This is a genomic window from Salinibacter altiplanensis (genome assembly GCF_002894645.1).
GTDB classification, from domain to species: Bacteria; Bacteroidota; Rhodothermia; order Rhodothermales; family Salinibacteraceae; genus Salinibacter; species Salinibacter altiplanensis.
Genome location: NZ_NCQY01000030.1, coordinates 487,660 through 499,325, shown reverse-complemented (window position 1 = coordinate 499,325; position 11,666 = coordinate 487,660). Strand labels below are relative to the sequence as shown.

Below are 11,666 nucleotides of genomic sequence, written 5' to 3'. Positions count from 1 at the left end.
GGCAGAACACCCCCGATTCCGCTGAGGGCGAACGCTGGTGGAGATGGCCCGTGCCACTGGTGCTGTTGTCCGCTGGTCTTACGGTCTGCGAATGATCGCCTCCTCCATGACGCCCGAAGCACTTCGCGACCACTATCCCCATACCGCTCATCAGACGTACCTCAATCACGCGGCGGTGAGCCCCATGAGCCGGCCCGTCCAGAACGCCATCGACGCGTACGTGGCGGAGCGGCACGGGGCAGATCCGGACGCCCCGATTGCCAACTTCGAGACCTTCTTTCCTGTGATAGAGGAGACGAAGGAGCGAGTGGCGACGGTCCTTGGCACGACAGACGCCCGGGTTGAGTTTGTGCCCAACACATCATCGGGACTCAACGTGCTGGCCCGTGGGCTCGACTGGGAGGCGGGCGACCGCATTGCGGTTCCGGACGGGGCCTTCCCGACGAACGTGTATCCGTTTCTGAACCTGGAGGCCCAGGGCGTCGAGGTCGACTTTGTGCCGACGACGGACGGAGCGTACACGGTCGACGATGTGGCGGAGACCCTGCGGCCCGAAACACGGCTCCTGAGCGTGTCCTGGGTGCACTTCCTCTCGGGCTTCCGGGCCGACCTGGAGGCGCTCGGTGCGCTCTGTGAGGAGCGCGGCGTGGTGTTCTGCGTGGACGCCATTCAGGGCCTCGGGGCACTGCGGGTGGACGTGGAGGCGGCGGGGATCGACTTCCTGACGGCGGGGGGGCACAAGTGGCTGATGGCCGCGCAGGGCATCGGCGTGCTCTACTGCGACGAGGGGCTCCAAGATCGTCTGCGGCCGCCTACGGGGTGGCTCCACGGACCGGTCGACTGGGAGCATCTCGACGAGTACGAACTCACGTTCCATGAGGATGCCCGCCGGTTCCGCACGGGGACCCTCAACAGCGTCGGGGTCGCGGCCCTGCACGCCGCGCTTGGCCTCTATCTCGAGGCCGGTCCCGCGTGGTGTGAGGAACGGGTGCTCTCCCTATCGGGGACCCTCGCGGACGAGCTGAGCGACCGCGGACTGTCCCGCTACGGCACCGACGACCCGGCCCATGCCAGCGGCATCGTCACGGTCACGCCCGAGGCTCCGGACGCCCTCTTTGAACACCTGAAGGAGCACGGCATTACCGGGGCGGTGCGCAACCGGAAGTTGCGGCTCGCGCCGACATACTACAATAACGACGAAGACCTCCACGCCGTCCTGAGCGCGATCGACTCGTTCGGGCGTTGAGGTCCGCTTGTGTCCTCGCATGACTCAGAACCGCGTCCATGGCGACACTCCCGGATTCGTTCGACCCGGCCCAGTACGACGCCGAGGTGACCCGCGAAGAGAATGTAGTAGAAGTGGTGGTGCCCGCATCAGAAACGGACGAACCGCGCATCGACAAGTACCTTACGCGCTTCTACCCGGAGGCCTCCCGCACCAAAATCCAGCGCGCCATCAAGAAGGGGCACCTGAAGGTGAACGGGGCGGACGTCAAGAAGTCGTACCCGGTGGCGCCGGGCGACGAAATTGTCTTCCGGCTGATCCGCAAGCCGCCGATGCAGGCCGAGCCGGAGGCGATTCCGCTCGACGTGGTCTACGAGGACGACGACCTGCTCGTGGTGAACAAGCCGGCGGGCATGGTGGTGCACCCGGCGCCGGGGCACCGCTCGGGAACGCTCGTACACGCCCTGCTCCACCACGTGGACGGGGGCGAGGTGGCCGCCGACGATGAGCGAGACGAGGTATCGGAGGAGGAGGTCGGCCTCTCGATGGTCAATGCGCTGCCGCAGGCGCCGGACCACCCGGTTGTGCGGCCCGGCATCGTGCATCGCCTGGACAAAGGCACGTCCGGCCTCCTGGTGGTCGCAAAACGAGGCCGGGCCCACCATCCGCTCGCGTCGCAGTTTAAAGCCCATACGGTAGACCGGCGGTACCGTGCAATCGTCTGGGGACGCTTGGCTCCCCCCAGCGGAACGATTGCGGGGGCCATCGGCCGCGACCCACACCACCGCCAGCGCATGGCCGTCGTGCCCGAGGATGAGGGCAAGTGGGCACGCACCCACTACGAGACCGTGGAGGCCCACGCCCACACATCCGTTGTTGAATTTGGGCTGGACACGGGGCGCACCCACCAGATCCGGGTGCACGCCCGTGCCCAGGGACATCCGCTCCTCGGAGACCCGAAGTACGGTGGGCAGCGGGTCCGGTACGGAACGCAAGGTGGAGCCCGCCGGAGCTTTTTCGAAGAACTCTTCGAGCTTCTTCCGCACCCGGCCCTCCATGCGTTCCGCCTCGGCTTCGACCATCCCATCACGGAGGATCATCTTCACTTTGGGGCCGACCCGCCCACAGCGTGGCGTCGCGTCCTGGACCGGCTGAGACGACGGGAAGGGGAGCAGAATGCGGGTGCGTGAGGGGACGGTGCGAAACGTGAAACGTTACAGGTTTGCAGTCTTGCGGGATGCTGTGTGGAGAAACAAAGGGCCCTATCCTCTGATACGGGTCTATTGAATTCCAGCCTCAATTGGCGTCTTGATCTTTTAAACAACGCCGGGTAGCCCGGTGGAGGCTCTTCTCTTCCGTACTGATTCTATGCAGGTCGTGCCAACGATCGGTGCCGTTCCCCTTTTGTTGGGGGAGAGGCAGCGAGCTCGTGTTGCACGGGAGGCCCGTTTGTGATGAACGGGCATGTTCTCGTCCTGAACCAGGACTACAGTGCACTCACCGTCTGCAGTGTGGAACGGGCTGTCGTGATGATGCACCTGCGGAAGGTGCATCTTGTGGAAGCAGCGGAGGATCAGTACGTACGTTCTCCCAGCGTGGAGCTGCCATGGCCGAGGATTGTGCGGCTGAAGCAGTACGCCAACGTCCCATACAAGCGGGTCATGCTTTCCCGCAAAAACGTGCTCAAGCGGGACCGCAACACATGCCAGTACTGTGGGGCGCAGAGCAATCTGACGATCGACCATGTAGTGCCCAAGTCACGAGGGGGGCGCGACACGTGGGAGAACCTCGTGGCCGCCTGCGTCACGTGCAACAACCAGAAGGGGGATTCGACGCCCGAAGAGGCGAACATGGAGTTGGCACGTCAGCCCTTTCGGCCCAGCTACGTGATGTTCCTGCGCGACTTCGCAGGGGAGATTGACGACACCTGGAAGCCATATCTCTTCTTGTCCTAGAGCGGTTGTTGCGGCACTGTTTGCTGGACGCTTTTCACGGATAATCCCCGGGGAAGGCCGGTTGAGTGTGGCTCGCGCCTGTGCGGCCTCGGTACACGTTGTCCACTCTCCCTGCATAACCGACCGTACCTCCAATGATTCGTTGGATTGCCCGCGCTGCTTGGCTCGTCCCGTTGCTCATGGCCGTCCTCTCGCTGCACCAGGGCAAGGTGGCGTACGACCTGCACACCACCAAGACGCAGGGCACAACGGCGACGGCCGAGGTGCAAGAGGTGAAGGTGTCGAACCGAACCCAGGTGACGTACGACTACGTGAGCCTCCGCGTCTCGATGCCCGACGGCTCAGCGTTGACGCGCGAGCGGCTCTCATTGCCCCACGGCATTGTGCCGGCGCTAGAAGGGCGAGAGACCCTGCAGGTACGTGTGGGATCGGAGGGCAGTCGGTCCATTGTCGTGACCGAAGCCATCAACTCGACACCCGTCGTGGACACGCAACTCCGCATTGCCGGCATCAATGGCCTCATGAGCTTTGGGGGTGCCCTGCTCTTTGGCATCGCCATCTGGTTCTGGAACCGAAGTCTGCGCCGAGACGGTGACCCCGCAGAGCGGGGCGTCTCCGAGCCCGATCCCGACCACCCGGCCCGAAAAACCGTTCGAACGTAGAAGCTGGAGAAATCTCTCGTCCCGTCCGTGCGGAGAAGCGTCCCATCGTGCATCCCAAATCCCAGCTACACCTTTTCTTCGGGGAGCCGAAATTGAAACGCGACCCCAACCTGCTGGCCCGAAAAGCCATCCCTGCCTTCTGAGGTGAACGTCACGTCCTCCACTGCACGGAGTGCAGACTGAGCAAGGAGGTCGGGAGGAGAGTCAAGCCCCGTTCGTTCATTCGAAATGCGTGGATTGGTGGCCTGGCCCGCACTGTTTATGGCAAAATCAACCCTGGCCCTCCCTTCCCTTCCGTCCTTTTGGGCCAATTTGGGGGGCGAGACATTGCGGTGGAGGGGCTCTCGGGTTTTCCGATCGATGACGGGAGACCCCCTCTCGAAATGAAATGCGTCCAGGCCAGCCGTTGCGGAGTTCCCTCGCGGCTCTGCGGTCGGTTGGTGGGAAGAGGTCGTGCCAGAGTCATCCGGCACCCGAAAGGTCACCGGGAGCGACAGTTGTACCTTCACGGCCTCGCCGTCCTGCTGGCCCGGCTCGAATTCCTGGGCCTTCACGGCGTTGAGGGCTGCTTGGTCAAGCTCCTCCTGGACGCTGCGGGTGACTGTTGGGTTCGTTACGGCTCCATTCTCGTCCACAATGAACTGAACGATGACACGGCCCTCGATCCCGGCTTCTTTGGCCACCTCCGGGTAGCTGATCGACTCCTGCAGGGCGCTCATCCCGCCCACCAGTTCGGGCGGGTCCTCGACGACCATGAACACCTTGCCGTCTTTGGCAGAGGCCGAGGACGACTCTGTAGCGGTGGGATTGTCTGTGGAGGCGGAGGGCGCAACGCTATCCGAGCAGGCGACCACGCCGAGCGTGAGGGCCAGGCCCCCGGCCACGAGCGTGGCAACGAGGGGGAGTCGGGTCGAGAGAAGGGAGGGACTTGAGGATTGCATGGCGGACAGGCGGTCTTTGAGGGAGGAGGGCGATTCGGAGAGAGAAAGCGCCCCGAGGCGACGGGGGCCGCTGCCGTCGGCAAAGGTGGCCAGGAGGCGTGCGTAGTCGCCTGTGGGGGCTTGTTCGTCGGCGAGGACGGCCGCATCGCAGGCTCGCTCTCGCGCCCCGTCGATCCGACGGCGAAGTCGACTGACCAGCGGATGGACGGCGAACAGGGCCGCGACGACCCGTTCTACAAACTGGGCAACGTCGTCCCAGCGACGGATGTGGACCAGTTCGTGGTGGAGGGTCATGCGGAACGCGTCGGGGGCCTCTGTCAACCGTTTCGGGACCAGAATCACGGGCCGTCTCCCGCCCAGTGTGACGGGGACCGCGGTGTTCGAGGTGGCACACACTCGTACCGGCCGACGAATGTCGAGTCGATCTCTCAGCCGATCGAGCTCTTCTTGCAACGTAGGCAGCGTGGCGGGGAGGACCCGGTCACGGACGCGTCCCAGGGCCACGGCGTCGCCCCCGAGCCGTGCCAGCTCATACGCTCCCACCGCAAGCGCGAGCACCGTGAGCGCGCCGGTCGCGTGGTGCCAGCGCCAGGTCCCCCCTGGGGGCGGTGTTGTCGTTGATTCGACTGGAGGGAGCATCAGGACCGAGGCATCGGGAAGAAGCGGCGGGGCTGGAGACGCCGGAAGGAGATCGACAATCCCGACCGCCGCAATGCTGATCGGCAATGCGGCGAGAAGGACCTGCGAAAGGCGATACTCGGCCAGGGGATGCAGGCGATCGGTTCGCTTCAAAAAGACCCAGAGTGGGAGGGCAAGGAGGGTCCAGGCCAGAACCGGCCCCCAGATGGTGGGGGTCGTTGCCGACCCGAGGTCGGCCAACGTTTCAGGAACCACTTGTATCATCGGTCTCGGAGTCTTGTGCGTCGAGGGCGTCGATGAGGGCCTTCAGCTCCTTCCGCTCGTCGTCGGACAGGTTCTCGCGCTGCACCAGCGTCTGTACGAGTGCTGTGGGGGACCCCCGGAAGACTTTTTCCATCAGCCGTTGCAGGAGACTGTGCTGCACCGCGTCCGGCTCCTCCGCGGGCTGATAGACATAGGACCGCCCCTCCTTGTAATAGTCGAGATAGCCTTTTTCGGACAGCTTCTTCAGTACAGTCATGACCGTTGTGTACGCCACATCCCGGTCGTGCAGGATGCGTTCACGCACGTCGGCCACGGTCGCCTCGCCGAGATCCCACACGTGGTGGAGAACCTCCATTTCTGTTTCGCCAAGATGAGTGAGGGATTTGTGCTGCATGGGGGGAGTCGTTGGTCTTATTACTACTTAATTAGTACTACACAAGTCGTACCGGTGCAAGGCAGTTCTTGTATTCTTCACAAAACGTACAGGGCGATGGATGGGGACCGGGCCTCACGTCTAGTTGAGTTTGTCTCCCGGGCACCTTGGGGAGCCTTTTTTGCCTTGTGCGGGGCGCTCCGCGCGGGTTGCGAGTCGTTCCGTTGCTCGGCCGGTGGCGCGCGGCCGCTCTTCCTTGCTGTTGCGCAGGGCACACCGCTGCCGGCTTCGGGTACGGGGCGGTTCTCGCGCCGCCGATCCTCACTTTCGCGACCCGACCCAAAATCAGAACAGACTGCTAGTCGTCGGTGTGGGCGGGGTACAGAGACGCCAGTTGGTCAGGGTCGGTGCCCCACAGGTAGTGGGTCCATAGATACAGATTGAGGAGCTGCTGGCGGAGGGGGCCGTGGCGCCGAAACCGTCGGGCCGACGTTTTGACAGATGCATTCAGGAAGCGAAACCCCCCGTGTTTCTGGAGCCGAGCCGCCAGCTCCAGGTCTTCGAAAAGGGGCCAGTCTGGAAAGCCGCCCACGGATTCAAACGCCGACCGCTCCACGAACTGGCCGCGGTCGCCGAAGCAGAGACGAATCCACGGCCACCCGGTACACCATGCGTAGAAGCGAAGTAGGGGGGTCGGGTCGTCGAATCGGAGACGAAACGTACCGGCGGTCGCATCCGGAGGAGACAGGGACTGTCGAATGAGGGACACCCCATCGGGGGGAAGCTGAGTGTCGGCGTGAAGGAAAAGGAGGAGGCGGCCGGCACTGTGGGTCGCCCCGTGGTTCATTTGTGTAGCCCGGCCACGCGGGGCCTTCAGGACGGTTGCGCCGTGTGCCCGGGCGACGGATCGGGTATTGTCGGTTGATCCCCCGTCCGCCACGAGAATTTCAACAGGAGCCTCTTGCTGATGGACCCGGCGCAGCGTACCGGCGATCGTCCCTTCTTCGTTCAGGGTCGGAATGATGATCGAAACGAGCCGCGGGGTAGTCACTCCGTAGTGGGGCAGGGATTGTGAGGGAGGAGCGTTGGGGGCAGTGAGACATGTAGGCCCTATGTGTCTCGGGGGGCTTTCCGCACATTACAATGCCCAGAGTCCCCCGCTCCTACGTGGGGTTACCAGACCATCTGTTTCATGCAGAATACCGACCCGCCAGACTTCATGAATTCGCTGGTGTCGAGCTCCACCGGGACGAAGTCGTGGGCTCGCAGTTGGTCGTTGGTCCCCTCACAGCCTTCCTGGAGAAGGACGTGGTGGCCGTCGGGACAGTGGGCGTTGCAGGCAAACTGGTGTCGGGCCTCGTGATCCGGGACGTCAATGACGGTGTCGAAGAGGGCGTCGATGAGGGCTCGGCCGGTCTCGTCGAAGGCCTCCGGGGCTAGGAGGGCGTGCTGGGCGTCCAGGGGGCACAGGCAGGTGTCGAGGTGGTAGTAGTCCGGGTCGACGAGGCGAAGGGCGACGATGGGGACGTCAAGCAATTCGCCGAGCGCCTCGTACGCCTCAATGCTTGTTCGGTAGCCATATCCTCCCCACAAGAGACGACGGCCCGGGTGCCAGAGGGCATCGCCCATCCCTTCGAAGTCGGCGTTGAGGGCATCGGGCAGGGACTCGACGACGTAGCCTGCCTCCTCGAACAGCTGGGCGTAGTACGGCACTTCGTCCGTCCGGTGCTCGCTGTGCATGCGGCTAAGCACCACGCCCCTCGTCTCGGTGTCGGGATCGTAGAAGGGGAGGGTCTGATTCGCGCAGAAGACCATGTCGGGCAGCCCGGACCGGCCGTTTGCCACGACGGGCGCGCAGTCGAGGGCCGCGTAGGTGGCACGGACGGCCTTCCACTGTTGCCACGCGACGTCTTTGTTGACGCTGCCCATGTTCTCCGACATGTGTGGATTGATCACGTACTCGACGTCGAAGTGCGTGGGCGTTGTGAGGACGACCCGCCGCGGACGCGGGAGCGACGGGATCTCATCCAGCCGGAAGTCGAGGGCATCGGGCGTTCGGTAGATCATGGACACGGGGGGACCACAGTTGGGCGACAGGCGCGAGATTCAAAAGTAGGGACGGCAGCGGGGGAAGTCCACGTCTGGGGGCGCACTGTTCCCACGGTCAAAAGTCCCGCTGGACGAACCAGTAGCCCGCGACCCCGTAGGTGGCCCCGCCGAAGAGGAGAGACGAGACGAGTGGATACCAGGAGTCCACGGCCTCTCCCTCGGCCAGGACGGAGACAATCTTGGTGACCTCTGTGAAGTTGGGGAGGGTGTGGTACAGGCCCCAGAAGACCGGGCTCGTGAGCGGTCCAAGGGTCGGTCCGATCTGATCGGCGGCGGCCAGCACCATCGAGACGAAGATGAGGCCGTAGGACACGATGAGGCCCAGGGCCGTGCTTTCGGTCCAGACCCCCATTAGCATGACGGCCGCGTACATCACCGCAAACATGCCCACCACCAGGAGAAGGGAGAGCAGAAACCGTGGGTTCCACACCCCCGTTTTGAGGGACATGATCCCCCAGACGCCGCCCAGGAGATACGTTGCCAGGAGCCCAATGGCGCTCCAGACCCCCAGCATGTGCCCGAACAGGACACGGACGCGGCCGATGGGCTTGGACAGCAACAGCTCTGCGCGCCCCTCCGATTGCAGGTCGGGAAACAGGGAGGCGGAGGCAAAGAGGGCCAGCAAAATGCCGATCCAGTACGCCACCCCGGCCACAACGGACTCCACCGCGATCACCACGCGGGAGAGCGTAAGCGGGGCTGCGTCTTCCCCGCCCAGGTCTTCGGGCGCGGCCTCCTGGCCGAAGAGGCGGATGCCGGCGAGCGACCCTTCCACCACGTCCAGGTTCAGGGCGAAGGCAACCGCCAGCAGCACCAGGGAGCTGACGATAAACAGCCCCAGCACGATCTTCCGCGCCCAGAGCTCCCGAAACGTAATCAACACAAGACCGAGTAGGGGGCGCATGGCGGTTAGGCTGGGGCATCGACCACGTCAATGAAATAGTCTTCGAGGGACTGCCGGAGCGGAGTGATGGACTCAATGTCCACGTCGGCATCGCGGAGCCGGTCCACGACGGTGTTGAGCGTAGCCCGATCGTCGGCACGGACCCGATACTGGTGGAGTTCTGAGTCGGGGGCCGAGCCATCGGGCGCCGGGGACAGGGGAAGCTCCGCGTTTAAGAGCGCGTCCGGGATGGGAGTGGCGAGGAGGTCGTACACCCGGTCCACGGCGGTCAGTTCTTCGACGCTTCCCTGCCGGACCAGCGTGCCGTCTCGCAGAATGGCGATCTGCGTACAGACCTTTTCGACCTCAGAGAGGAGATGAGAGTTGAGGAAGATGGTCTTGCCTTCGTCCCGCAGGTCCAGCACGATGTCCCGAATGGCACGGCGCCCCACCGGGTCGACGCCGCCGGTCGGCTCGTCGAGAAACAAGAGGTCGGGCTCGTTGAGGAGGGCCTGGGCCAACCCGAGCCGCTGGAGCATTCCCTTCGAGAACGTCTTGACTTTTGTGTCCCCCCGTCCATCGAGGGCCAGGCGGTCCAGCAGCTGCGGGATGCGTCGATTTCGCGCGGCTGTGGACACGTCGGCCAGGCGGCCGTAGGCGTGCAGGGTCTGGGTGGCCGTAAAGAAGCCCGGAAAGCGATGGTTTTCGGGAACGAACCCGATCCGGTGGCGGGCGGCCGGGGTGCCGGCGGGTTGTCCGAAGAGGCGGGCCGTGCCGCCGGAGGGGTGAACGAGCCCGAGTAGGATTTTCATGAGGGTCGTCTTGCCCGCGCCATTGGGGCCCAGGAGGCCGAAAATGGCGCCCTCCTCCACCGTCAGCGAGACGCCGGTCAGCGCCTGCACCGTCGAGCGCCGAAGCAGGCCTGTGCGGTAGGTCTTCGACAGCGACGAGACGGAGAGGGCAGGCATGGCTGGGGGACGGTGTTCTGCGGGCTCCGAAGACACAGGAGGGTTCGAAGGATAAATATAACCGGGGTCGAAGGCGGAAGGCGGCGTCTCGCTCCGGGTCGCGCGTGTCATGCGCTGCGGGGCTGGAGCCAGGACCGCCTCTTCTTGAAAGCCCGCGTTGCGATCCCGTCGTCACTCTCGCGCCGCCGCGGGCTGTTCGCCTGTTCTTGGATTCTTAGACGTGCCGATCCCCAGGACCCAACCGTGCAACTGTGGCTGAAGCCCACGGGCACACTGGCATTCAGGATCTATCGCTGAACGGTACACGATGCTTGGAGGCCGGTGTCTCAGGCCCACCGGGGTTCCGTCGGACTGGGGAGAGTCTTTCACGAGGGGGCAGAACGTCGAGAGCCTGTGTCGACGGTGCGGCGACCGCGGGAGTGTGGGGGGGCACGTCAAGCATCCGTGAGCGCCTCAACGCCGGGAAGGGAGGCCCCCTCAAAAAACGCAAGCAAGGCGCCGCCGCCGGTGGAGACGTGGCGGATGCGGTCGGCACACCCGGACTGGGTGAGGGCCGACACTGAATCGCCGCCCCCCACCACCGAAAAAGCGCCGTCGTCCGAGGCGTCGGCCAGGGCCTCCGCAACTGCGGTCGTGCCGTCCGCGAACTGATCCACCTCAAACACGCCCATGGGGCCGTTCCAGACCACTGTGGCCGCGTCGAGGATGCGGGCGCGGTACGCGTCGACGGTCGCCGGCCCAATGTCGAGTCCCATGAGCCCCTCCGGGATGTCGTCCTCTACGACGAGGGCTTCGGCCTCGGCCTCCGGTGCCTCGGCCACGACGTGGTCTGTAGGAAGAGCGATGGTGCCTTCGGCCTGTTTGTACAGCTCCTCGGCGGTGTCCAACCGGTCGGCCTCCACGCGCGAGGCGCCCACCTCGTGCCCGAGCATCTTGAGGAAGGTGTAGCTCATGGCCCCTCCGATGAGTAGGTGGTCCGCCGTCTCCGAGAGTGCCCGGATCGTTCCGAGCTTGTCGGAGACCTTGGAGCCGCCGAGAATGGCGACCATGGGATGCGCCGGGGTGTCGCGGATGCGCGCCAGGGCCTCGATCTCGTCCTCCATCAGGCGCCCGAGGGCCGCCACGTCCATGAACTCGGCCACCCCGGCGGTGGAGGCGTGCGCCCGGTGGGCCGCGCCGAAGGCATCGTTGACGTACACGTCGGCCAGGCTCGCCAGGGCCTTCGAGAAGGCCGTATCGTTGGTCTTCTCGCCGGAGTCGAAGCGCGTGTTCTCCAGCAAAATCACACTTCCGTCACTCATGCCGTTGATCACTTCCTCGACGGTCTCTCCCACCGTGTTGCTGGAGAAGCGCACCCGCTCCTCGATGAGCGTGCCCAGGTGATCCGCAACGCAGGCGAGGCTCAGGTCCGGATCGGGCTGTCCGCCCGGACGGCCCAGGTGGCTCACGAGGATGGCCTTCCCGCTGTGGTCGAGGACGTGGCGAATGGTGGGGAGGGCCGCGCGGATGCGGGTGTCGTCCCCTACACAGGGGCGTCCGTCCTCGGAGGTGTTGAGCGGAACGTTGAAGTCAACACGGATGAGAACGCGTTGGCCGTGAACGTCGACATCGTCGAGGGTTAGCTTGTGCATGGAACGGGGAAGTTGA

Annotated in this window: 11 protein-coding genes; 4 read left to right on the top strand and 7 right to left on the bottom strand. The window is 64.6% G+C overall.

Translation table 11 applies throughout. The annotated features are described in order from the left end of the window. Positions 1 to 91: 91 nt before the first annotated feature. From B7R93_RS14145 to B7R93_RS14130, 4 genes are all read left to right on the top strand, one after another. Positions 92 to 1,246: an aminotransferase class V-fold PLP-dependent enzyme gene (locus B7R93_RS14145; RefSeq protein ID WP_103021376.1), complete on the top strand. Its 1,155-nt coding sequence runs from the start codon at positions 92 to 94 to the stop codon at positions 1,244 to 1,246. A 38-nt stretch (positions 1,247 to 1,284) separates the two neighbouring features. Further along, positions 1,285 to 2,415: an RluA family pseudouridine synthase gene (locus tag B7R93_RS14140; RefSeq protein WP_103021375.1), complete on the top strand. Its 1,131-nt coding sequence runs from the start codon at positions 1,285 to 1,287 to the stop codon at positions 2,413 to 2,415. Positions 2,416 to 2,679: 264 nt separating this feature from the next. Continuing rightward, positions 2,680 to 3,180, top strand: coding sequence for an HNH endonuclease (locus B7R93_RS14135; protein WP_103021374.1), 501 nt, complete (start codon positions 2,680 to 2,682; stop codon positions 3,178 to 3,180). A gap of 134 nt (positions 3,181 to 3,314) precedes the next feature. After that, complete coding sequence (locus B7R93_RS14130; RefSeq protein ID WP_103021373.1) at positions 3,315 to 3,842, top strand: hypothetical protein; 528 nt, start codon at positions 3,315 to 3,317, stop codon at positions 3,840 to 3,842. Between the two features lie 65 nt (positions 3,843 to 3,907). Here B7R93_RS14130 and B7R93_RS14125 read toward each other — a convergent pair whose 3' ends face one another. The 7 genes from B7R93_RS14125 to B7R93_RS14095 all read right to left on the bottom strand — a co-directional run bounded on the left by B7R93_RS14125 (position 3,908) and on the right by B7R93_RS14095 (position 11,650). Further along, positions 3,908 to 5,686, bottom strand: coding sequence for a TonB family protein (locus B7R93_RS14125; protein WP_103026635.1), 1,779 nt, complete (start codon positions 5,684 to 5,686; stop codon positions 3,908 to 3,910). After that, positions 5,667 to 6,080 carry a BlaI/MecI/CopY family transcriptional regulator gene (locus B7R93_RS14120; protein ID WP_103021372.1) on the bottom strand — a complete coding sequence of 138 codons (414 nt, stop codon included), beginning with the start codon at positions 6,078 to 6,080 and terminating at the stop codon, positions 5,667 to 5,669. Before B7R93_RS14120 ends, B7R93_RS14125 begins: the two co-directional genes overlap by 20 nt. A gap of 337 nt (positions 6,081 to 6,417) precedes the next feature. Beyond that, positions 6,418 to 7,110 (bottom strand): TIGR04283 family arsenosugar biosynthesis glycosyltransferase, encoded by a 693-nt coding sequence (locus B7R93_RS14115; protein ID WP_103021371.1) that lies wholly within the window; start codon positions 7,108 to 7,110, stop codon positions 6,418 to 6,420. Positions 7,111 to 7,232: 122 nt separating this feature from the next. Beyond that, positions 7,233 to 8,126, bottom strand: a complete 894-nt coding sequence (locus B7R93_RS14110; protein ID WP_103021370.1) for a dimethylarginine dimethylaminohydrolase family protein — start codon at positions 8,124 to 8,126, stop codon at positions 7,233 to 7,235. 97 nt (positions 8,127 to 8,223) lie between these two features. Beyond that, on the bottom strand, positions 8,224 to 9,072 hold the full coding sequence (locus B7R93_RS14105; protein ID WP_103021369.1) for an ABC transporter permease: 849 nt from the start codon (positions 9,070 to 9,072) through the stop codon (positions 8,224 to 8,226). 5 nt (positions 9,073 to 9,077) lie between these two features. Next, positions 9,078 to 10,019 (bottom strand): ABC transporter ATP-binding protein, encoded by a 942-nt coding sequence (locus B7R93_RS14100; protein WP_103021368.1) that lies wholly within the window; start codon positions 10,017 to 10,019, stop codon positions 9,078 to 9,080. 434 nt (positions 10,020 to 10,453) lie between these two features. Then, entirely contained in the window at positions 10,454 to 11,650 is a 1,197-nt protein-coding gene (locus B7R93_RS14095) for a phosphoglycerate kinase (protein WP_103021367.1), read from the bottom strand. Positions 11,651 to 11,666: the final 16 nt, after the last annotated feature.